The 22,972-nt window shown below is 59.9% G+C and carries 18 protein-coding genes; 4 read left to right on the forward strand and 14 right to left on the reverse strand.

What is annotated here, in order from left to right:
* Window positions 1–31: 31 nt before the first annotated feature.
* The 3 genes from N8I74_RS12200 (at window position 32) to N8I74_RS12210 (ending at window position 5,744) form a co-directional block, all read left to right on the forward strand.
* Window positions 32–1,255: a TolC family protein gene (locus N8I74_RS12200; RefSeq protein WP_263123381.1), complete on the forward strand. Its 1,224-nt coding sequence runs from the start codon at window positions 32–34 to the stop codon at window positions 1,253–1,255.
* 80 nt (window positions 1,256–1,335) lie between these two features.
* Window positions 1,336–2,622 (forward strand): efflux RND transporter periplasmic adaptor subunit, encoded by a 1,287-nt coding sequence (locus N8I74_RS12205; protein ID WP_263123382.1) that lies wholly within the window; start codon window positions 1,336–1,338, stop codon window positions 2,620–2,622.
* Between the two features lie 8 nt (window positions 2,623–2,630).
* The gene (locus N8I74_RS12210; protein ID WP_308445853.1) at window positions 2,631–5,744 is read left to right on the forward strand and encodes a CusA/CzcA family heavy metal efflux RND transporter; all 3,114 of its coding nucleotides are present in this window, start codon (window positions 2,631–2,633) and stop codon (window positions 5,742–5,744) included.
* A 71-nt stretch (window positions 5,745–5,815) separates the two neighbouring features.
* Here the strand turns inward: N8I74_RS12210 and adhE are convergent, their stop codons facing one another.
* The 12 genes from adhE to N8I74_RS12270 form a co-directional block, all read right to left on the reverse strand.
* On the reverse strand, window positions 5,816–8,479 hold the full coding sequence (adhE, locus tag N8I74_RS12215; RefSeq protein ID WP_263123383.1) for a bifunctional acetaldehyde-CoA/alcohol dehydrogenase: 2,664 nt from the start codon (window positions 8,477–8,479) through the stop codon (window positions 5,816–5,818).
* Window positions 8,480–9,232: 753 nt separating this feature from the next.
* Window positions 9,233–9,655 (reverse strand): hypothetical protein, encoded by a 423-nt coding sequence (locus N8I74_RS12220; RefSeq protein WP_263123384.1) that lies wholly within the window; start codon window positions 9,653–9,655, stop codon window positions 9,233–9,235.
* 223 nt (window positions 9,656–9,878) lie between these two features.
* Window positions 9,879–10,385 (reverse strand): hypothetical protein, encoded by a 507-nt coding sequence (locus tag N8I74_RS12225; protein WP_263123385.1) that lies wholly within the window; start codon window positions 10,383–10,385, stop codon window positions 9,879–9,881.
* 213 nt (window positions 10,386–10,598) lie between these two features.
* Window positions 10,599–11,609 carry a zonular occludens toxin domain-containing protein gene (locus tag N8I74_RS12230; RefSeq protein ID WP_263123386.1) on the reverse strand — a complete coding sequence of 337 codons (1,011 nt, stop codon included), beginning with the start codon at window positions 11,607–11,609 and terminating at the stop codon, window positions 10,599–10,601.
* Window positions 11,606–11,908 (reverse strand): DUF2523 domain-containing protein, encoded by a 303-nt coding sequence (locus N8I74_RS12235; RefSeq protein ID WP_263123387.1) that lies wholly within the window; start codon window positions 11,906–11,908, stop codon window positions 11,606–11,608. The genes N8I74_RS12230 and N8I74_RS12235 overlap by 4 nt, the downstream gene beginning before the upstream one ends.
* Window positions 11,908–13,452 carry a hypothetical protein gene (locus N8I74_RS12240; protein ID WP_263123388.1) on the reverse strand — a complete coding sequence of 515 codons (1,545 nt, stop codon included), beginning with the start codon at window positions 13,450–13,452 and terminating at the stop codon, window positions 11,908–11,910. The genes N8I74_RS12235 and N8I74_RS12240 overlap by 1 nt, the downstream gene beginning before the upstream one ends.
* A gap of 68 nt (window positions 13,453–13,520) precedes the next feature.
* Window positions 13,521–13,751 carry a hypothetical protein gene (locus tag N8I74_RS12245; RefSeq protein ID WP_263123389.1) on the reverse strand — a complete coding sequence of 77 codons (231 nt, stop codon included), beginning with the start codon at window positions 13,749–13,751 and terminating at the stop codon, window positions 13,521–13,523.
* Window positions 13,741–13,956, reverse strand: a complete 216-nt coding sequence (locus tag N8I74_RS12250) for a hypothetical protein (protein WP_263123390.1) — start codon at window positions 13,954–13,956, stop codon at window positions 13,741–13,743. The genes N8I74_RS12245 and N8I74_RS12250 overlap by 11 nt, the downstream gene beginning before the upstream one ends.
* Before the next feature lie 80 nt (window positions 13,957–14,036).
* A complete protein-coding gene (locus N8I74_RS12255) occupies window positions 14,037–14,240 on the reverse strand; it encodes a hypothetical protein (RefSeq protein ID WP_263123391.1) in 204 nt (67 codons plus the stop codon).
* A gap of 10 nt (window positions 14,241–14,250) precedes the next feature.
* Window positions 14,251–14,586 (reverse strand): hypothetical protein, encoded by a 336-nt coding sequence (locus N8I74_RS12260; RefSeq protein ID WP_263123392.1) that lies wholly within the window; start codon window positions 14,584–14,586, stop codon window positions 14,251–14,253.
* Window positions 14,587–14,596: 10 nt separating this feature from the next.
* Window positions 14,597–16,036 carry a replication initiation factor domain-containing protein gene (locus N8I74_RS12265; protein WP_263123393.1) on the reverse strand — a complete coding sequence of 480 codons (1,440 nt, stop codon included), beginning with the start codon at window positions 16,034–16,036 and terminating at the stop codon, window positions 14,597–14,599.
* Window positions 16,036–16,251: a hypothetical protein gene (locus N8I74_RS12270; RefSeq protein WP_263123394.1), complete on the reverse strand. Its 216-nt coding sequence runs from the start codon at window positions 16,249–16,251 to the stop codon at window positions 16,036–16,038. The genes N8I74_RS12265 and N8I74_RS12270 overlap by 1 nt, the downstream gene beginning before the upstream one ends.
* A 79-nt stretch (window positions 16,252–16,330) precedes the next feature.
* Here N8I74_RS12270 and N8I74_RS12275 point away from each other — a divergent pair, with 79 nt between their 5' ends.
* The gene (locus tag N8I74_RS12275; protein WP_263123395.1) at window positions 16,331–16,819 is read left to right on the forward strand and encodes a hypothetical protein; all 489 of its coding nucleotides are present in this window, start codon (window positions 16,331–16,333) and stop codon (window positions 16,817–16,819) included.
* Window positions 16,820–16,894: 75 nt separating this feature from the next.
* Here N8I74_RS12275 and N8I74_RS12280 read toward each other — a convergent pair whose 3' ends face one another.
* Window positions 16,895–20,728 carry a translocation/assembly module TamB domain-containing protein gene (locus N8I74_RS12280; protein ID WP_263123396.1) on the reverse strand — a complete coding sequence of 1,278 codons (3,834 nt, stop codon included), beginning with the start codon at window positions 20,726–20,728 and terminating at the stop codon, window positions 16,895–16,897.
* The gene (locus N8I74_RS12285) at window positions 20,728–22,476 is read right to left on the reverse strand and encodes an autotransporter assembly complex protein TamA (protein WP_263123397.1); all 1,749 of its coding nucleotides are present in this window, start codon (window positions 22,474–22,476) and stop codon (window positions 20,728–20,730) included. The genes N8I74_RS12280 and N8I74_RS12285 overlap by 1 nt, the downstream gene beginning before the upstream one ends.
* Window positions 22,477–22,972 lie beyond the last annotated feature (496 nt).

The raw sequence follows: 22,972 nt of genomic DNA on the forward strand, positions 1-22,972 counted from the left end.
TTCTTCAGCCGTCGATAAATAGAGAAGAGCCATGAAATTCCCGCGTTTCAACGCGGCCGGCATCCGCTTGGCCATGATGGCCATCGCGTTGCCGCTGCACGCCCATTCAGCACTCACTGCCCAAGAGGTGGCTGACAAAGCAGAACGACATTCATCAAAAACCATTGCTGCGCAGGCCGGCATCGAAGCGGCCCAGGCGCAGCGCGAGCTTGCCGCTGCGTGGCCGAATCCCGAACTGGGTTTCTCATTCGATGACACCGGGACAGAGGACGAGTCGCGCTCGTTGCAGCTGACCCAGCGCATCGAACTTGGCGGCAAGGCATCCCGGCGCGTCCGTGCCGCAACCGCGCACTACCGGACGGCCGAGGCCACGCTGCAGCAGACGGTGATCGACGTGCGCATCGATGCCGCCAAGGCGTTCCATGAGCTTGCACTGGCCGAGCTGCGGCTGCGGGAGGCCCGGGCCAGCGGCGATATCGCAGCGCAGTTCAGCCAGGCATTGGCGAGGAAACTCGCCGCCGGCAAGGTCCCGCCCATCGATGCCACCAAGGCCAGGTTGGCCGAGCTGACCGCGGCCACCGAATTGAAGAACGCCGAGCGCCAACACCGGCTGGCACAACGCCGGCTTGAGCAGCTCATCGGGGAGCCGCTACCGGAGGAAGGCCACGCCTTGCCCGCACTGCCGCCGGCGCCGCCAAGCTCGGCCGAGGCCCGGCAACAGCTCATGCTGTCGCCGCAAACGCGCCTGTCACAACTGCGGGTGGAGTCGTCTGAAGCAGAGGTGGGGCTGCAGGATGGGCAGCGCTGGCCTGATCTGCAATTGTCCGCCGGAGTCAAAGAGACCGTGGCATCCGGCGAACGCGGTGGTCTGTTCGGTATTGCGATCGAGATTCCGCTGTTTAATTGGAACAACAGCGGCGTATCCGCGGCCAAGGCGAAATTGCGGCAGGCGCAGGCTGAGCAGCAGAGCCAATTGCGGGAGCGCGATCTGCTGGTCCAATCGCTCCATGCCGAATTGATCGACCTGGTGGAACGGATACATCTGTATCAGAGCGACATCATTCCTGCCGCTGAAGCGGCCGTCAGTGCCGCGCGGACCGGCTATGACTACGGTCGTCATGCCTTTATCGATGTGCTCGATGCCCAGCGCAGCCTATTGGCGGCGCGCTCCGAACGCACCGATCTGTGGCAGCAATACCTGGATCGGCTCGCGCAATTCGAACGCGAACTCGGGATTGGCGTGATCAGCCAATAAACCGGCGGCCTTGACGACATCAAATCGCATGCCCGGTTTCAGCGCAAGACATGCACCGGACATGCCACGGGGATTACACCATGCAACACAAGCAAACGATTCTGATCACATTGCTCACAGCTGCCATTGCCGGCGTGGCCGGCTATGCAATCCGCGGCGTCACCGAAGCGCCTGCTCACGCCGCCGGATTGCAAGAGGGCGGCCACGCGGATCATGCCGGGGAAGAGAAACATGCCGAAGACAGCCATGACCACGGCGCAGGGCATGGCGATGGGCACGGCCATGACGGGAAAGCAGCGGATGGCAAGGCCGGGGAGGGCGAGGAACACGGGGAGGAGGGCCTGGTGATGACGCAAGCCCGCCTCAGGCAGGCAGGCATCACGATCGAGACTGCCGGCCCGGGTGAGCTGGGCGATGCCGTGCCGCTGCCGGGCGAGCTGCGGTTCAACCAGGATCGCCTCACCGAGGTCACACCAAGGCTGGCCGCTGTGGCCGTCAGCGTACATAGGAATCTTGGCGACACCGTCAAGCGGGGCGACCTGCTCGCGGTGCTGGAGAGCCAGACCCTGGCCGAGTGGCGCAGTGCGTATCTGGCCAATCGGAAACGCGCCCAATTGGCGCGGATCACCTATCAGCGTGAACAGAAGCTGTGGCAGGACAAGGTCACGGCCGAGCAGGACTACCTTGCGGCGCAGAAGGAGCTGGATGAAGCCGAAATCGCGCTGCAGGCAAGCAAGGACAGGCTGGCCTCGATCGGCGCCGCGCTGCCCGGCGCGAACCGGTCGTTGGCGCGTTACGAGCTGCGTGCGCCGTTGGACGGCACCGTGATCGAAAAGCACCTCACCGCAGGGGAGGCCGTCAAGGAGGACGCAACGCTGTTCCAGATCGCGGATCTCTCCGATGTCTGGGCCGAATTCGCGGTATACCCCCGGAATCTGGAGCAGATCAAGCTGGGGCAGCAGGTCACCGTGCGCGCCGGCGAAGGCGGGATCGCCGCCACTGGGAAGGTGGCCTACATCGGCGCGCTGGTCGGCGAAAAAACCCGCACCGCAACCGCGCGCGTCACGCTGCCCAACCCCGATGGGCGTCTGCGTCCGGGCATGTTCGTCAACATCGAGGTTGCGCAAGGGCACATCAAGGTCCCGGTGGCGGTCAAGGCCGATGCCATTCAATCGGTCGAGGGCCGCAACGTGGTGTTCGTGCGTGAAGGCGAGCGCTTTGAACCGCGCCCGGTGGTGCTGGGCCGCCAGACCGGATCGCTGATCGAGATCCGCAGCGGACTCAAGTCCGGTCAGCGTTATGCCGCCGCCAACAGCTTCGTCGTCAAGGCCGAACTGGGCAAGGCGACGGCCGAGCACAGCCACTGAGGGGATCGATGATGTTTGACCGCATATTGCGATTTGCCATCGAGCATCGCTGGGTGGTGTTGATCGGCGTGTTCGCCATGGCGCTGCTCGGGGCCTACAGCTATCAGAAACTGCCTATCGATGCCGTGCCCGACATCACCAATGTCCAGGTGCAGATCAATACCGAAGCGCCGGGCTACTCGCCGCTCGAAGCCGAACAGCGGGTCACTTTTCCGCTGGAAAGCGTGATGGCGGGGCTGCCGCACCTTGAGCAGACCCGTTCGCTCTCGCGCTACGGGCTGTCCCAGGTCACGGTGATCTTCAAGGAAGGAACCGATATCTACTTTGCCCGGCAGCTGATCAGCGAGCGGCTGCAGGAAGCGAAGGAGAAGCTGCCACCCGGCCTGACGCCCACGCTGGGCCCGATCTCGACGGGCCTTGGCGAAATCTTCATGTGGACAGTCGAACCCCGGCCGGGCGCCAGGAAGGAGGACGGTTCGGCCTATACCGCAACGGACCTGCGCACGATCCAGGATTGGATCATCAAACCGCAATTGCGCAATGTCGCCGGGGTCACCGAGGTGAACACCATCGGCGGCTACGTCAAGGAGGTCCACGTCACTCCCGACCCGGCGAAGCTGGTGGCCTATGGCCTGACATTCCAGGACATCGTCACTGCATTGGCCGAAAACAACAACAACGTCGGTGCCGGCTACATCGAACGGAACGGCGAGCAGTATCTCGTCCGGGCACCTGGCCAGGTTGCGACACTCGCCGATGTTGAACGGATTGTCATCGGCTCCCGTGATGGCACACCGGTCTACATCCGTGACGTGGCCACCGTGGGCCTGGGCAAGGAGCTGCGCACCGGCGCCGCGACCGAGAACGGCGAGGAGGTCGTGCTCGGCACCGTGTTCATGCTGATGGGGGAAAACAGCCGTGCCGTGGCGGCTGCGGTTGGCAGCAAGATGGCGGAGATCAACAAGACGCTGCCAGCCGGGGTCGAGGCGAAGACGATTTACGACCGCACCGAGCTTGTCGACCGCGCAATCGCCACGGTGAAGAAAAACCTGCTGGAAGGCGCGATCCTGGTCATTGCCATCCTCTTTCTATTCCTGGGCAATATCCGGGCCGCATTGATCACCGCGCTGGTGATTCCGCTCTCCATGCTGTTCACGCTCACCGGGATGTACACCAACAGGGTCAGCGCCAACCTGATGAGCCTGGGTGCGCTCGATTTCGGCATCATCGTCGATGGGGCGGTGGTGATTGTCGAGAACTGCATTCGCCGGCTTGCCGAGGAGCAGCACCGCCATGGCCGGGTGCTGACGCGCAGCGAGCGCTTCCACACGGTGTTCGACGCATCGAAGGAAGCGCGCCGCGCGTTGATGTTCGGCCAACTCATCATCATGGTGGTGTATCTGCCGATCTTTGCGCTCAGCGGTGTCGAGGGCAGGATGTTCCACCCGATGGCCTTCACCGTGGTGATCGCCCTGATCGGCGCCATGCTGCTGTCGGTGACCTTCGTGCCGGCAGCGGTCGCGTTGTTGCTGAACGGCAAGATCGCCGAGAAGGAAAACCCGATCATGCGGGCGGCCAGCCGTGCCTATCTGCCCTTGCTCGATTGGAGCCTGACCAAGCGCAGCATCGTGTTCAGCATCGCCATCGCCTCCATCGTGCTGACCGGGGTCGTTGCAAGCCGCATGGGCAGCGAGTTCGTGCCCAGCTTGTCAGAGGGGGATGTCGCGCTGCATGCGATGCGTATTCCCGGCACCAGCCTGGCGCAATCGCTGGTGCTGCAGGCGCAACTGGAAAAGCGGATCAAGCAGGTTCCCGAGGTCAAGCTCGTCTATGCCAAGCTTGGCACCGCCGAGGTTGCAACCGACCCCATGCCGCCTTCGGTGGCCGACACCTTTGTGATCTTCAAGCCGGAGGATGAATGGCCAAGACCGAAGCGCAGCCTGGCTGAGGTGAAGCAGGCGCTCGAACAGGCCGTGGAGGAAATCCCGGGCAGCAACTATGAGTTCAGCCAGCCCATCCAGATGCGCTTCAACGAGCTGATTTCCGGGGTACGTGGCGATGTCGCGGTCAAGGTGTTCGGAGACGATATGGCACAGCTGCTGGAAGCCGGCAACGATGTCGCGGGTGCACTACGCAACATCCCCGGGGCTGCCGACGTGAAGGTCGAGCAGGTCACCGGCCTGCCGCTGCTCACCGTCGAGATTGATCGCACCCGGCTTGCCCGTTATGGCCTGTCGATGCAGGCGGTGCAGGATGTCGTCGAAGCCGCAGTGGGTGGCAAAGCCGCTGGCGTGCTGTTCGAAGGCGATCGCCGCTTCGACATCATGGTCCGACTACCCGAAAGCATGCGTGGCGATGTAGAAGCGGTCCGTCGCTTGCCGATCCCGCTGCCGGAAGGGGCTGGCTTCGTTCCGCTGTCCGAGGTTGCCGACGTGGTTGCTTCGCAAGGCCCGAACCAGATCAGCCGCGAGAATGGCAAACGCCGCATTGTCGTGACCGCGAACGTACGTGGCCGGGACCTGGGCGGGTTTGTGAACGAGGCGATGGGGGTGATCGACCAGCAGGTCAAATTGCCGAGCGGCTACTGGACCAGTTGGGGCGGGCAGTTCGAGCAGTTGCAATCGGCAGCGCAACGGCTGCAGATCGTGGTGCCGATCTCGCTCTTGCTGGTGTTTGGCCTGCTGTTCGCCACCTTTGGAAACGTGCGTGACGGTCTGCTTGTCTTCACCGGCGTACCCTTTGCCCTCACCGGTGGCGTCCTGGCGTTGTGGCTGCGGGATATCCCGCTGTCGATTTCGGCCGGCGTGGGCTTTATCGCGCTGTCCGGCGTTGCCGTGCTCAATGGATTGGTGATGATCACCTTCATCAACAAGCTGCGTGAGGATGGCCTGGATGTGCTGACGGCGATCCGGCAGGGCGCGCTGACACGCTTAAGGCCGGTACTCATGACCGCGCTCGTGGCATCGCTTGGCTTTGTTCCGATGGCGCTGGCAACCGGGACCGGGGCGGAAGTACAGCGGCCGCTGGCAACGGTGGTGATCGGCGGCATCCTGTCGTCAACGATCCTGACGCTGCTGGTGCTGCCCGCGTTGTATCGCTGGACCTATCGTAAAGCGCACTGAGCATGCCGCCGCACGATGCGGCCTCAAGGGCCGCATCGTGCGCGTCGGGCTGGCTCAACCCGGTGGGGCCGTTACTTGGCGAGCGCCTTGGCCGCCACCGGCTTGACGGCATCCACCACGGGCTGCACGCGGGCGTAGCTTTCGACGTACGGGCGGCCGTAGTAGCTGTCGAGCAGCAGTTGCTTGAGCTCGTTGATCAGCGGGTAGCGCGGATTGGCGCCGGTGCACTGGTCATCGAACGCTTCCTCGGCCACGGCATCGAGCCTGGCGAGGAACGCCGCCTCGGGCACGCCGGCCGCCTGGATCGACGCCGGGATGCCCAGCGTGGCCTTCAGCTCTTCCACCCAGGCGATCAGCGCCTCGACCTTGCCATCGTCGTTGCCGCCCGGCAGGCCCAGATGTTCGGCAATGTCCGCATAGCGGCACTTGGCGATCGGCCGGTCGTACTGGCTGAACGCGGTCTGCTTGGTCGGAATGTCGACTGCGTTGTAGCGGATGACATTGCTGATCAACAACGCGTTGGCCAGACCATGCGCCAAATGGAACTCGGCGCCGATCTTGTGCGCCATGCTGTGGCAGACGCCCAGGAATGCATTGGCGAAGGCGATGCCGGCGATGGTGGCAGCGTTGTGCACCATCTCGCGCGCCTTGGGATCGTTGGCGCCATTCAGGTAGGCCGACGGCAGGTATTGCTGCAGCAGCTTGAGCGCCTGCAACGCCTGGGCATCGGAATACTCGTTCGCCATCACCGAGACATAGGCCTCCAGCGCGTGGGTGACCGCATCGATGCCGCCGAAGGCCGTCAGGCTCTTGGGCATGTTCATCACCATGTTCGGGTCGACGATGGCGATGCTCGGGGTCAACTCATAGTCGGCGATCGGATACTTGATGCCGGTGCGCTCGTCGGTGACCACGGCGAACGGCGTGACCTCGGAACCGGTACCGGAAGTGGTCGGAATCGCCACCATCTGCGCCTTCACACCCAGCTTGGGGAACTTGTAGATGCGCTTGCGGATATCCATGAAGCGCAGCGCCAGATCCTCGAAGTGGACATCCGGATGTTCGTACAGCACCCACATGATCTTGGCCGCATCCATCGGGCTGCCACCACCCAGGGCGATGATCACATCCGGCTTGAAGGTGTTGAGCATATGCACGCCTTTGCGCACCACCTCGAGCGTCGGGTCGGCCTCCACTTCATAAAATACTTCAACTTCCATTCCCATCTGCTTGAGGATACGGATGGTCTCGTCGCAATAACCGTTGTTGAACAGATAGCCGCCGGTGACCAGCGCCGCACGCTTCTTGCCGGCCAGCTCCTCCAGCGCGAAGGGCAGGCAGCCACGGCGGAAATAGATGCTCTTCGGCAGTTTGTGCCACAGCATGTTCTCAGCCCTCTTTGCCACGGTTTTCTTGTTGATCAGATGCTGCGGGCCGACGTTTTCCGAAATGGAGTTGCCGCCCCAGGAGCCGCAGCCCAAGGTGAGCGACGGCGCCAGCGCGAAGTTGTACAGATCGCCGATGCCGCCTTGGGAGGAGGGGGTGTTGATCAGGATGCGGGCGGTCTTCATCTTGTCGCCGAAATACTTGATGCGCTCGGGTTGCAAATCCTGGTCGGTGTACAACGCCGAGGTATGGCCGATGCCGCCGAGCGCGACCAGCGCCTCGGCCTTGGCGACCGCATCGTAGAAATCCTTGGCGCGATACATGCCGAGGGTAGGGGACAGCTTTTCATGGGCGAAGGCTTCCTCGTTGCCCACCGACACCACCTCGCCGATCAGCACCTTGGTATACGGCGGCACCACGATGCCGGCCATGTCCGCGATCCTGAGTGCGCTTTGCCCGACGATGGCGGCATTGAGCCCGCCATCGACCAGGATGACCTTGCGTACCGCTTCGGTCTCCTTCTTGTTGAGCAGGTGGCCGCCGTTGTGCGCAAAGCGCTCGCGGACCTTGTCATAGATGCTGTCCACCACGATCACGGCCTGCTCGGAAGCGCACACCACGCCGTTGTCGAAGGTCTTGGACATCAGGATCGAGGCAACCGCACGCTTGATATCGGCGGTCTCGTCGATCACCACCGGGGTATTGCCGGCGCCCACACCAATAGCGGGCTTGCCCGAGGAATACGCCGCGCGCACCATGCCCGGCCCGCCGGTGGCAAGGATCAGGTTGACATCAGGGTGGCGCATCAGATGGTTGGACAATTCAACCGACGGCGTATCGATCCAGCCAATGATGTCCTTGGGCGCGCCGGCAGCCACTGCCGCTTCGAGCACCAGGCGCGCCGCCTGGCAAGTGGATTGCTTGGCGCGCGGGTGCGGGCTGAAGATGATGGCGTTGCGGGTCTTGAGCGAGATCAGCGCCTTGAAGATCGCGGTCGAGGTGGGATTGGTGGTCGGCACGATGCCGCAGATGATCCCGATCGGTTCGGCGATGGTGAGTGTGCCGTAGTTGTCATCGACCGAGAGCACACCGCAGGTCTTCTCGTCCTTGTACTTGTTGTAGATATATTCGGACGCGAAGTGATTCTTGATGACCTTGTCTTCGACCACGCCCATGCCGGTTTCCTGAGCCGCCATCTTGGCAAGCGGAATCCTTGCATCCGCTGCGGCCAGCGCCGCGCTGCGGAAGATCTCGTCCACCTGTTCCTGGGTATAAGTCGCAAACAGCTGCTGGGCTTTCTTGACCCGCGCCACCAGTGCGTCCAGCTCCTGAATGTTGGTCACAGTCATGCGTGTTCTCCTTGTTTACCGCGTTCGGGCTGTTTGTGTATGCCCGTGGATGAGTGCCGTAGTGTCACGATAGCGGCCACCCAGGAAGGACTTTTTGATCCAGCGCAGATTTGCAGTCATCAACGTACGAATATTCAAATAATGTATATTATGTAAAGTTACTAAGATGGATTCGACAGGTGGCCCGGAACGCGATCGGTCGACGCCCTCCTTTCGTCCCGACGAACGGTTGACAAAAATCCGTGCTTGTTGCACATATCAAACACCCGCTTCGGCGGGTTTTTCATTTTTCACGAAGGACAACATGGAGAGGAAATTCCCAAGAGCCGATTTCGTCTGCGATCAAGCAGACTTGATGCACGCGCTGTACTCACTCAGCGCATCAGAGATCGCAGAGATATGCGGCATTGGCATCAGCACCGCTGAGGCATGGCGGCACGGTATCGAGCCGGTACCGTACATGGCCTATCAGCTATTGCTATTCCGAGCGCTAGGCCGTGTACCGTGCGGGCCGTGGGCAGGATGGCAGTTTGTAGAAGACCGACTATGCGCACCAGGCATGCGACCGAAAGACGCCCCGAGGCGGGATGAACTAATGTTTATCGGCCATTACCGCATCGACCGACGCCTGACCGAGAGCCAGGCCGAGCTACTGGATGGGACGCTGCGCCAGCGAGACTTCTATCGCCGGCAGTGCGGCCTAGAAGCCCGATTGGGCCTGATGCTAGCGAACATCTTTTCGTGATCGTCACGCTAGGCCGACGGGCAGCCTAGCTCGTGCAAACGATCCACGACCCATTTGTGACGGTCACGCAAATATTGCGTTGAATCGATCCGTTGCTGAGCCCGAATCGCTTCTTTTTCAGCCAGCAACTCAGCGCAGTATCGATAAGGGACCGCCTTAGACTGATCTTCACCAAAGGAAGACACTGCCGCCCGTGCCTCAGGCATTGGGCGGCGACGAGCTGCAGCACGCTCGGCTTGAACGTAGTGCTGCAGGCTGACGGTTCCACCGGCAGCATCCTTAGCTGTGATCTGTTTAAGAGGCTTGGAGCCAGCTGGACAAGGACCATTCTGATAGGAAATGGCGCCGGAACTGGTACGACACTTGGTCACGCCCTCATCTGCACCGGCAAAAGCTGCCATCGATAGCAGTAGCAACAAAAGTAGACGCATGACACCCCCCGGCATTCCAACGTCAGAAGTTGATAAGACTAGCCGATATGCATCCAGGAACGCCATAGGCCAGCAGGAGGGGGTCGGATGAGCACGGCGGACGCATAAGGCTGTGACTGCAGCTGCGCGCGCCCTACCCTAGCCAGCAGCTTTCGGGCGCTACGCGGCCGAATCGGGCATAAGCCCGATCGCTTCATTTAGCCCTGCGGGCGAGCAAGCGCTTTTAGCGCTCTGAAAAACGACGAGTCTTGGCCTCTCGAACCATCGCCGCCATAGGTATACGGTGCTCGCTTTCGTTTTTTGTGACGGCCTCTTTATCAACAGAAGCTACCGACGTTTTTGTGACCGTCGCTTTTTTTGCCTTGGATGCAGGAGTACCAGATTTCGTGACAGCCTCCTTTTTCATGGCAGGCTTTGCGTTTTTAGTGACTGTCACAGCATCAACGGGCGAGGCACCGTAACCACGGCGCCGGCCAAGCTCAATCCACGCCTCTTTGGCGCGCAATCCCATGATTTTCTGACCGAAAATCAGCCATTCCAGCTGAGATTCGGTCAAGGACTGGATATCAGACAATTCCGTGACTGTCGCCTTATGGGTTAAATCGCGGCGAGATTTGGCTTTACGTTCAGCCGCTGTCATCGGCCGAGTGCCGAGCGCAGGACGACCCCGCTTTTTTGGGGTGTCGCCAACATCAAGGCTTAATGTCTTTGTATCGTGACCGTCGCGCATTTTATTACCCCGTTGATTGATGATTCAATTTTAGTGACAGTCACGTTATTTGACAATTGCCATTTATCGGTAATTACCGATAACAATCATCTGTATTGGCAACCCGCATTCCACATTCAGCCCAAACAATGAATTCAATACGGCGCTGTTCATCCGTTTTGTCCCAATGGGCACAACCCTGAATTAAGACGAAGCAACCAATCAATACGTATTTCATGAAGGCAGCCTCTCACGCACAGGACGAGCAGCCGCCTCTTGATCGGCCGATTCATCAAACCACCCTTCCGCTACGATGGTCTTGCAGGTGGCCTGATCCATCGAAGGAATCAACGTGGCTTGCTGGGTATAACACTTGCACACATTGCCCATTACCGCGCACGCAACGGGCTTGGGTGCCATCTTTGGCGAGTTAATGCCGTCATACACTGCTGCGGTATGTGGCAGACCAGGAAGACGCGGAATACGCGCTTCAAAGTAATCCAGCTCTTCGCGCTGAGTAGATATGGGAGACGACGGCGCAGGCGTCACAGCAGATGCTGTCGCTGATGCTTCAGCACTGCTTTGTGCAATGGCAGGATTGGTCGCTTCGGTATACGCGCGATAGCCGGCAAAGGCACCCAGGGCAATGGCAGCAATCACCACGTTGATTGCGTACTTGATGGCCTTGGGCATGGCCGGCTTGAGGTTATGAACCTCAGAGCTTTTGTAAAGCGAATAGACCTTGGTTGGATAGGACCACATTGACTTAGCGGCACTGTTGCGGTCCTTCTTCGTCTCAGGGGTGGCACAACGCGGCCACTCAAGCACCTGCGCTACTTGCCGGCCGAACAACCGCTCAACATGAACATGCCGGTTGATCAGCTTGCGCACGTCGCTATCGATCAAGCCAGGATGCTGGGTAATCAGCATGGCTCTTAAACCACGGTGACGCATATCCTCAAACGCCGCCACCTTGGGCGGTCTGGCGGAGCCGTTTGGCCGCGTCGGAAAAATCTTCTGCGCCTCGTCAATGACCACAAGCGCGCCATTCTCAACCTCATGCCAACGGTGAGGATCGAGGAGACTGGCGGTGCGGTTAATCGTCAATTCCTTGATACCGTGCACGTAAATCGGCGGATCATCACCACTCAGTTTTGAGGCCAGCTTTGCGAGTTCAGATACCACCCACAACGTTTTGCCATTACCCTGCAGCCCGGTAATCAGCGTTGCAACAGCAGCAGTCATTTGGACACCATGCGGATAAAACGTTCAGCCATGATCAAAGTCGCAATCGAAATGAAAACAGCCGAGTGCACCTTAATAAATCCCTCAATACCCAAGAACTTCAAAATCGACCAAACCTGTTGATCTACTGCACCGAACCTGGACAAGACCCACTGCAATCCGTCCTGGAAAAGCAAATCGATTCCAGTGTAAGAAATGGCAGTCAATCCAAGCGCCAACAAAATGCGCCCAATCAACGTCGGCAACGCAGCACCAAGCGCCGTCCAAATCGCGGCACCAATCACAGCCGGCAATGGCATTAGAACCTCCTACCGACCCACATCCAGATAATCCAGAGGCAGGAAAGCGTTGTAATAGCATTCACGATCATGCGAATTTCACGGCCATGGTCGCAAATAAGAGAAAGCGGAACATTGACCGAACTTATTGAATTTCCCAAAAAAGAACCAAAAGACAATGTCTTGTCTGAAATTGAGCACTGACCGGCAAAATCTTCAGGATTTTTCAAATCAAAACTTTCTCTTATATCGTTTTCTTGCATGGCACCTTCCCATGCAATTCCTTTTTCGGTTGGCTTCTTAATTAAATCGGACCAGCCGTCAGGCTCTTTGCTATCCTCACAATTCCGGCGATGCATTTCTCTAGCAATTGCGCACTGCACTGCATCACCTTTGCAAAGAAATCCCGAATCACAACTACCGCTAAATGCACCTTTGCATTTCTCATCGTTTGGACTTTTCTTGCAGAAATCATCCGTAGTCGGCTTGCAAATCGGATCATTCGGATTTTTGGCGCACGTTTGCGCTCGCTTGCATTGCTCCGAATTTGGATTGGTTTTGCACGCATCGTCGTTTTTCTGATCGCACACAGGATCATTTGGCTTCATAAAACAATATTCATCAGTACCACGGACACATGTTTTATGCTCAGGATTCTTGGAGCAAAAATTATCGCTACCAGGAACGCAGCTGGCATGATTGGGATTGGCACTACAAAACGGATCAGAACCCGGCTGACAGCTATAAGCGGTTGGATTTGCTTTGCAAAATTCATCACCACCCGGCTTGCATTTGCTATCAGCGGGATTTTGTTTGCAATAATCAGTCTCACCCGCTGGCGGACCATCCCCTTTTATACAAACGTTTTGCCCATTTACAGCTGCAGGAGCGAAACGCTCACCGGGTTTGCAGTCACCAGGACTGGCAGGCTGGACATTGACATCGGAAGGCGGCGTTGTAGGCGTGGCGGCACCATCCGCAGGGCATTGCTGGCCGGTATATTGGCCAACACCCTGTTTGATCATTACACCGTCAAAGACCCCATTCTTTGTGCCAATTGCATATTGAGCTTCGTTAATATGAATTGAGCAACCACCATTGCACAATGCAACCTCACCAAGGCGAGCACCCTGCAAATAGTGATTTGCCATATCAACAGTCTGGCCCATTTTTTTATTGCAATCGACTTGATCGCACGGCCCACGATTAGTAGCAGGCAAACCCAAAACATGATTAGAAGATAGACCATCATCACGGCAAACATACGCGTTTGGCCTTTGCACATGAAGGCGCGAATATTTGGCGTAAAGCTGATTGCCTTCAATATAAAATCCAGTATAAGAATTCTGAAAATCACACGCAGAATCATGGTTGGGAATATTTCCGGATTGCAAACCCCACTGATATTGCCTTCTAGCAGCTGCATCCTCACCACAAACCAATGCGCCGTCCGAAACAATCCACATATCAGCAATGGCAAATGACGAGAAAAGCAACATGAAAACAAATCTAATTATTTTCATCATAAGTAAAAACCCCCGGTTATTAGCCGGGGGTCTTTTCATGCTGTGCACACCAGCCACATCGCCGGCAGCCCCATCAGCAAAATCAACATCCCGGCTGTCATGACTTATTAGCCACGACCAACAAAGGACATGATCTTGTAGAAGCCCCACGCGGCCAGGGCCGGCGAAAGCTTGATGGCGAAGTAGGTGCCCATACCAGCAACGACCCAGGTAGCAATAGCGGTGGCATCAGCCGCATCGAGCGCAGGCAAAGCCACTGCAGCTTGCGCCGGAACAGCAACGAAGGCGGAAAGGGCAAGGCCAATAGCGGCCAGGGGAGTATGTTTGTTATTCATCATCAGATTTCCTTCTAGAACGTACAAAACGAATAATGTCGCGCATACCTGCGGCGACAAGCCAGACAAGGGCACAAAGGCCCACGATTTGCGACGCCAATTCAGGTGTTAACGCCGCAAATGGGTTTGCCGAAATGAGACTGTATTCACTCGGCGCAATCAAAACAGAGCCTGTGCATTGATCAAGCGGCACATCGACAAGCGACATTCCAACAACAGCCGTACCATCAGACCCGGAAACAACGGTAGGCCCCGCCTTTAGTGACTTGAGCAACACACAGGTAGGCATTAGTGCCTCACTAAACGGCCAAACGACCAGATAATGAAATTGGCGCCGAGGTTATATTTCGCCGTATCAAGTGCCTCCTCATACGAATCAAAAGGGCCAGCTTGATCGACGTACTTGGTATAACCCACGTCGCCCTCGCGAGGACAAAGGAACAAGCCGGAATCTTTGTCCTGTACCAAAAAGGCCGTATCGAATTCCGGCATGATATGCCCCTTAGACCTTATTTTTAATTTCGCCGGATTCGGTATTAACCGTTTGAGCCGGCCTGATCGGGTGCCAAGCCCGCAAAACGGTTTTGCTATCACCCTTGCCCGTAGCGACCAACTCCAATTCGAGTTCGGCTTGATGCGGATAGGAGTGGTTTTTCATGGCTTCATACAGCGAAACGTCCGGGAAGCGATGTTCGGTCGCGGAAAAACCCTTTTGCGTTCCCTTCGTTTCATCCAATGCGTTTTGCACAAAAATCGTGGTGGAATTGAGCGAATCCCCGTTAATTTCGCCCTTAAAGCCCTTAACACCCATCACCGTTACGGTTGTTTTGAATTTCATTTTCATACCCTCAATGGAGCGGCGCAGTTAAGCCACCAATCCGCATTGCGCCTGAATGTGCGGGGGCTTTTTTCCATGCAAAATCTAACTCTCCGGCGTAGAGCTTTTTCAGCTCGACATCGGTCAGCCAGCGTTTTTGATCGTCATGCATTGGTTGCGGGCTGAATTGATAGTCCGGAACCTTGAAACGAGGCGGGATTTTGTCCTGACGGGATACCAGATCAAGCGCGGTTTGCGCGTCACCACCGCAAAGCTCTTGAATCATCCAGAGGTAGTGACCGAACTGCTGGCGGACAATCTCAATTGCCTTGTTGAGGTTGATCACAGCGGTGTTTTTGACTGATTCCAAGCGGTCGGCTTTCTGTTCGGCAATCCAATGCAAAGCCGGATAGGAAGCGGCGAGATAAGCGCCAGCCCGAAGCAGCACGTCAAAGGGGATCAGGTAGCCTTCGCTTTTCAGCTCAACTTCGACGCGCGTCCAGGGATGCCATTTATGACCTAGTTGCATGCCCTTTTCGTACACACGGCACATACGACCGGAATCGCGTTTCCCGATGTTCATGGTGCGCCCTGCCCCATTCGGAAAATCCCAATCCCCTCGCCGTTCTCCGGCTGGCCTGCGGCCGCCGTTCGTGAAGTGCCCCGCTACCCAATCGGCGTGCGCTTGGTCGACGCTGTAGAACTGGCCCTGGATATCGTCAAACGAGAGATCAACGCGGGTGATGCGCGGCCGGATAGCCTCATCGGCCAAGAACTGGTGCATGCGCGCTTCCCACCCTGGAGCGGCTGCAGCAAGACCCGAGCCGAACACGGCAACCATGATCGTGTCCTGTTGGCCACCAATGCTGACCGTGCCCCAGTTGTCGCCCAGGGTGAACGTGCGCTTGTAGTAGTTGTGGCCGTTGGGCTTTGCATCGGTAACGCCATAGCCGAGGATGGTTTCCAGGCGCAGGCTGAGCGCCATAACCAAATCCTCTTCGGTCACAAACGGGACCGGGCTATAGCGCAGCGCCGTGTCCTTATGGATGGTGATATGCAGCCAATCGATAAAGGCCGCATCGTCGCCATAGCCGAAGCGCCGAGGGACAAGCAGCACATCGCCGGAATCGGAAATCACCAGCTCGATATGTTCGAGTTCGTGCTGGACGACCGCTGCCACGCCGGCGTCCGCCTGGGCCTTTTCCCCCCTGTTAGTGTGGGGGGGAAGGCCCCCGCCGCTGGCGGCGCTGTCGCGCTCCCGCGCTGCCCGCACCGCCCTAGCGGCGGTCACCTCAGCCACCAACTGCGGACCCACGGCCGAGCCGTGGACGTGCTCAAACTGCGGGCGAGGCGGCATCAGGCATGTTGCAGGCGCAGGGCGAGCGGACAGCCGCGCCATCGTTTCGTGACGGACACGGTTTTCTTGATCACGAGATACGAGCGGCTCTAAGGGACGATTCTTGCGGGGCATTACCGGAAGCTCCACCAAAGGAAGTAGTGGAGAAGACGGACCAGGACGGACCACACCCAAATGACGACGAACAGTGCAGCAGCCCAAACCGGAAACGGGATCAGATCAAACGCCGATGCCACTACTTGTGCGATCAGGCACAGCACAAGGAACAGCTCGCCCAGGCTTGGGCAAATGGCGCAGAGCAGGCGCAGGGTTTTGCGAGCAGCTTGCATGGCGTGCTACCGTGTCAACAGATGTGCACACCCTAGATGTATACAGACGTATACGTCAACACTTGAATACAGGAGCCCCATGGAAACGCTTGACGAAATTTTGGACGCAGCAAAAGCGGCGCTCGGGAAAGAGAGCGACAACCAGCTAGCGCTTGCGATGGGAGTAACAAGAGGAGCCGTAAGCTCTTGGCGCATAAAACGCACTGCACCAGACGCTTATGCACTGATGGAACTACAGAAAATCCTGAAGGTGGACGCGCGCGAGTTGCTCGCGATCATCGAAGCAGAACGCGCAAAAACTGAAGAACGACGCGGCTACTGGGAAGATGTAAAACGTAGTTTCTCTACGAAAGGCGTTTCGTCTGTCTTGGCCGTGGCTACGGCGCTAGCCCTGCTCGGAACGCCCTCACGGTCAGATGCAGGGACAACTAATTCTTACAGAAATGCGAACTTTGTTTCTGTATATTATGTAAAGTTAGATAACAGGATAACAGTGACCGAGGATCATTACTGTATGAATTGCCGGTCAAGCCTACCCAAGGAGCTAGCCTACTTAGAGTGGCTATGACGTGACACTTGCCGCGGCACGCGCCCTGTCCTGCTTCTGACTGACCACTGGACATCGGGGGTTGCTAATGGCGCTTCAATCAAACGTCACCGTATACAGCATGTCCGTGCTGCTCTCGTCGGTGCCGAAGCGGGTCACCAGCGACCAGCGCCGTGAGAGCAGCACGGTCAGCGAGATCGCGTCCGACAGTCCGTCGAAGCTTTTCTCCAATGCCACGCGCAGACGGTTGCCCAGGCGTTTACTGACCGAGACGACTTGCGAAGTAGTGCCGTCGGCCCGTTCCTCGGATGCGAAACCGACTTCGTCGATCCCCAGGGTCTCCAGGAACTGGTCAGTGAAGCCTTCGCCCGGGTTGCCTTCGGTCAGGATGGCGTTGAGTGCCTGCACCATGACGGCAGCATCGCCCTTGTCCATGGCATCGGCGCCGTGGCCGAACAGCAACCAGGCGAGTTTTTCGTTGTCTGGCACATTGGGGTCGGAATACAGGGTCACCTGCGGCGATTGCGCGCTGCCTTTTACCTGCACACCCGCTTCCACCGCGCCGCCGCGGCGTACCGCCAGGATGTCGAGCCCGGGGTTGTCGATCACGCCGGCAAACGACAGGATGCCGCGTTCGATGTCCAGTTTCTGGCCGTAGGCCCGGTAAGTGCCTTCGTCCACCTTGACCACCCCGCTGGCCGACAATGCCCGTTCCGGGCTGGCGCGGAAACGCAGCGCGCCGGACAGCTGTGCTTCGAGCCCGTAGCCTCGGAAGCGGAAGTTCTCGCCCAGATCGACGTCGAATACCAGATCGGCCAGCTTGAGCGGGCTGGGGGCTTCCTGCCGCTCGCGTCCCACGATCACCACGTCGCTGGACAGCATCGGCACATCGTTGCCACGGTATTCGATGTTGCCGCGGTCGGCGCGCAGGTTGCCGCTGACCGAGATGCCCCCTGCCCCGTACTTGATTTCGCCTTTGCCCGACAACACCAGTTGCATGTCCGGCCGATTGACGAGCAAGAGCTGTTCGGCGTGCAACACGGCCTGCGCATCGGCGCCGTCCTGGCGCAGGTCGACCGTGCCGCCCGCGGTCAGGGTGCCGCTGCCGCCACGGAAACGGAAGGTATCGAGCCGGATACGGCGCTCGCTCAGGGTCAGCCGAGCCTCGCCATCACGCAGCCGGATGCCGGTGCTTTTGTCATGCACCGACAGTGCGCTGCCGGCCAGCCAGCCATCGAATGTCGGCGCGTGCAAAGGGCCGCTGCGGCGCACGTCCAGCTTGAGCGCCCCGGCCAGTGCAACGCTGTCGCTGATCAATGGCGCGACTTGTGCCAGATCCGGCAGATCCCCTTGCACGTGCAGTGCAAGGTCGGCGTCGGGCCGGATGCGCCAAGCCTGTGCATCCAGCAGCGTCCGCGCATCGATGCGCAGATGCCCGAAGCGGGTGCTGGCTGCGCTTGTCTGCAGTGTGGTCAGCGAATTCTCGGCGCGCAGCTGGGCATCGAACTGCGTCAGTGTCAGTGCCTGCGTCTGGCGGCCGACACGCCGGCGCAGGTCGCCGGATACCCGCCGCAACGTGGCTTGCCCATGCAGTGCGGTGTCGACACGTAGATCCCATTGTCCGGCCAGGACCAGATCGGCTTCGATTTCTGGCGGCACCGCTGCAAGTGCAAGCCATTCCGCAACGGCCAGACGCGGCGCATTGCCGCGAGTCGTCAGCCGCCCGTTCTTCCAATCCAACCTGGCGATCTCGATCCGGCTGCTGCCAACATCGAAACGCGCATCGGCAAGACCGACACCGGCCGGCCCCAGGCGCACCGCAGCCGGCGACAGCAACCGGACCGCGATCGGCCCGCTGGTTTCGAAGCGTTGCCAGCGCCCTGCCCAGTTCCAGGCCGCATCCAAGGCGCCATCGGCCGTCAATGCAAGGGCGAACGGCCGTTCCTTGTAGTTGCCCTGGGCATCGATCACCGCATGATGGCGTGCCCGTGTGCCGGTGAGGGTCACCTTTGCCTGTTGCAGCGCCGCACCGAATCCGGTCACGCCATCCGCCTGCAAGGCCACATTGAACGGCCGGTCCAGATCCGGGTAGAGCTCAGCTTTGAGCTGGGCCGATCGGGCTGCGACGCCCCATGGTGTGGCAAACCCTTCGATCGCCAGGTCGGTCTGCAGCCAGGGCGCTCGCCAGTCTCCCCGCGCCAGGACCTGCCCAATCACGCGGCCGCTGAAGTCGGGTCCGGCCTGCGTCAGATCACGCAGCGCCAGCGCCAGTTGCAGCTCGTCCCCCGGCCGCCCGAGTGCGCCCTTGGCCGTGACCCGGTTGTCCCCCAGCGCCAGCCACAGGTCCGCTTGGCGGACCTGATGCAGATCGAGCGTCAGCCGCCCCTCGCCCGCCAAGGCGCGTCCGTTGAAGCGGCTGGGCTTGAGCGCGTACTGTGCATTCACATTGAGTTGCGGCCTGAGTTCGCCTTGCATGGTGAACTTGCCACTGATGTCGCCCGCCGGCCAGGGTGCGTAGTCCGCAGGATTCCAGTGACTGGCCTGGGCATGCAGGACGAAATCCTGCCGTTCGAACCCGAATTCGCCGATGGCGGTCAAGGTGCTCTTGCCACGTGCCAGCATCAGCTTGCGCAGCGCGAGCCGACGTTGCCGCTCCGGCTCGATCCAGCCCAGTTCGGCCCAGAGCCGTCCCTGTACGCGTGCGTCGACCAGCTTGGCCACCACATCCGGCGCGCGATACGGCCCTGAAAGATCGATCAGGCCGGCCACAGCGCTGTGCGGCAGCCCCTCCCGCAGGGCGGCCAGATCAAGTGCCTGCAAGGTGAGCTTGGCTTGCAACCGGTCACGCGTGAAGCGGCCATGGGCCTTGACGACAGCCGAGCCGAGCAAGGACGCATCCAACCGCTGCAGCGCCAGCCAATCGGTGCCCAGCGTGAAATCGGCGTCAGCCCGGAGCAGCGGGATACGCTGTGCATCAAGACGCCCTGCCCCCTGGTTGCGCACCGTGAGCCGCCCGCTTGCGCCGTCGCGGGTGGGTGCCAGGTCAAGGCGCAATTCCAGGTCGCCCTGCGGCCATCCCGGACGCAGTGCGGCCGGATCGACATGCGATGCGCTCAGCTGCGCCTGACGCAGCATGGCGTAGACATAGGGTGCGAACACGTCGGCACGCAGCTTGATCTGCGCCCGCAGCCGCTCGCCGCCGACCCGACCTTGCACGCCCAGGTCACGCAGGCTGCCCGACAGAGCCAGATCGGTATCGACGTCATAGTCTTCAATCTGACCTTGGAAACGCAGGCGACCGGCGGCTGCGAACGGCGCAAGTCCGGTGACCTGCAGCTGTGCCTGCGCCAGGCCGCGCGGCGTGCGCAGTTGTTGCACCACCAGGCGGTGGACGCTGCCGTCGCTATCGAACCGGGCACGGATCGCCTTGAGGTCGACGCCTGACGCCTCTATCCGGACCCGACCGGCGCGCAGTTGCCCCACATGCACGGCAATCGGCAAGGTCAGCTTTGTCGGCGGTGGGGTGGTGGGCCGATCCGGTGGCTGCGGTTTGCTGTGCACCCGTACTTCGCCTGCCTCGACCAGGCCAATCGAAACCATGCGTTGCAACAGCGCCCGCGGTGCCCACTGCACATGCAAGCGGTCGATGGCAATCCGGCTCGCCTTGGTATCCACCACCAAGCCGCGGACGTTGAAATCCCGCCAGAGCGAGCCTTCCAACGCCGTGATCCGCACCGTCGCACTGCGATTGATGCGCTCGATCAGCCATGCGCGGCCGCCGGGCTGGTCAAGCCATTGCGCACCGAGGTAAAGCAGTGCCGGCAAGGCAAGTACCCAGGCCAGGGTTGCCCAGAGCAGCACACGTAGCAGCGTGCGACGCCGGGTGGGCAACGCTGGCGTGGTCTCGGCGGGCGGCATGGGATCGGTCATCAGAACGCCATCCCCAACGCAAAGTAGACGCGCCATTGCTGCGCATCCAGCCCATACGCGACATCGGCCCCAAGCACGCCGACCGGGCTTACCCAACGTGCGCCGAGCCCCACGCCGGTCTTGCCCGAGTAATCGGCCCATCGATCGGCAGCGTCACCATGGTCGACGAAGACTGCGGCGCGCCAATCGCGGTAGACGGCGTGTTGATACTCCAGTGTCGTCGTGGCGATGACACGCCCGCCTTGGATCGACCCGCCACGCGCCACGCCCAGACTTTCGTAGTCGTAGCCCCGCACGCTGTGGCTGCCGCCGGCACGGAACAGGAAGTCAGTGGGCACGCCGCCCCTGTCCTGGGTCAGTGTCTGCCCCAGTTCCAGCCGGCTGATGGCAACGCCCTTGTCGCCCACCGGCCAATAGTGGGTGCCGCGCCCATACAGCCGCAGGAAGGTCTCGTCCGACAGCACACCCCTGACCCCACCGCCTGCCTCGAATTGCAGGACTGAACCATCGCGCGGGTTGCGCTGGCTGTCCAGCTCACGTCTTATCCATTGGACGCCGAGCGCCAGCGTCTGCGGGTTCTCGGTGGTCCCGTCGTCGAGTTCACGCCGCTCGGTCAGGTATTCCAGTGTGATGGTGCGGTCGATCCGATCACCCTTGGTGGCACGCGAGATGCCGGCTTTATAGGTATCCGAATCCAGATTGTTCGACGTGGAGCGCTCGCCGCTGAAGTACACCCGGTGGGTATAGCCGTTGGCCTCTTTGGGGAAAGTGAGACCCAGATCCAGGCTTTGTTCCAACTGTTCGAGCTTGACCCGGCTGTCCAGGACCCAGCCGCGTCCCGCCACATTGTTGTAGCGATGCGAGACTTCGCCGCGAAAGCCGGTATTGGTGCTGTAGCCCACCCCGAGCGTGAGCTTGTGCAGCGGGGCCTCCTGTACCGTCACATGCACCGGCGCAAGGTAAGGCGCGTCGCCGGAGAGCACCGGCTCGACAATGACTGTGGAAAAGTGCGGCATGTCCTGCAGATCGCTTTGCAGCTTCTGCAGATCCCTGCGCTTGAATTCATCGCCCGGATCGATCCGCACCTGGTCGTGGACAAGGCTTTCCGGATAGCGTGACAGACCATCGACGGTCACTTCGCCATAGCGATAGAGCGGGCCGCTGTTCAGGACCAGCGTCAGGTCGGCGGCGGCGGCGGCCGGCTCTATCCGTGCTTCGCTCTTGACGACATGCGCGGCCGGATAACGCTGAAACTGCAATGCATTGAGCGCCCGGCGCTTGTAGGTGCTCCAGCCGCCCTGGGTGAAGCGCCTGCCCTCCCCCAGCGCCGGGTCCCGTTGCAGATAGCGCAGCAAGCGCTCACGGTAGGCGGGATCGTCATCGATCTCGCCCTGCAGCGACAACTCGATCCGGCGGACCTGCGTCGGCGGCCCCGGCGTCACGTCCACCCGAACCCGGTAACGCCCCGGCTCCCCTTCCAGGCGCGCGCTGACCTGAGGATCGAAATAGCCGGCCGTGTTGAGCAGGGCCTGGGCATCGGCCGGCGTCCGCTCGATCACGGCCCGCAGCTCATCCAGCTCGATGCCGCGGCTGCGCCATTTGTACAGGTCCAGGTAACGCTCCAGCAACTGCACCGCCTCACCGGGACCACGGATCTCCACCGTGTAACCCGCTTCCTGCGCCATGGCCGGCAATGCCAGCACAAGTGCGGCAGCGGCGGATGCAAAGCAGGTATGGGGAAGCGGCATGGGCGGGGCGCGTTTGGAAAGCGCTTACTGTACCGAATAACTGACGGCGGGCCCATCAGACAGCGCCTACAGCTGTTGCATTGCGCGCAGCATCGGAAAGCATGGCGGCATACAGCCGTGATACGCGCCGGGCATGCATAAAAAAACACCCAGCAGGCAAGCTTGGCGACTTGCGGGCTGGGTAGAGGATGGAGGAGTCGATAAGCGGTCAAAGACCGCAGGAAGCCTAGAAAAGCTCGGTACTACAGTGCGCTGGGATAACCCTCCCGGCGCCGGGGGATCAACGGGCCAGCGTCAACCGCCAGCCGTAGGATTTGACGAGCAGACGCTGAGCAGCTTCAACGTTGCGGATGATCGTGAGCAAAGTACGCATGATTTTGTTCCTTCTCCTTGTGGGTCCGGATGACCTTCAGTGGTGCGGTCTTGTTTGACCACGAAACGAACTTTACCAAAACTACATTCGCAACGCAAGTGGTTTTGTAGAAAAACTACGTAT

Origin of the sequence: Chitiniphilus purpureus, from assembly GCF_025642115.1 — a bacterium.
Taxonomy (GTDB): Bacteria; Pseudomonadota; Gammaproteobacteria; order Burkholderiales; family Chitinibacteraceae; genus Chitiniphilus; species Chitiniphilus purpureus.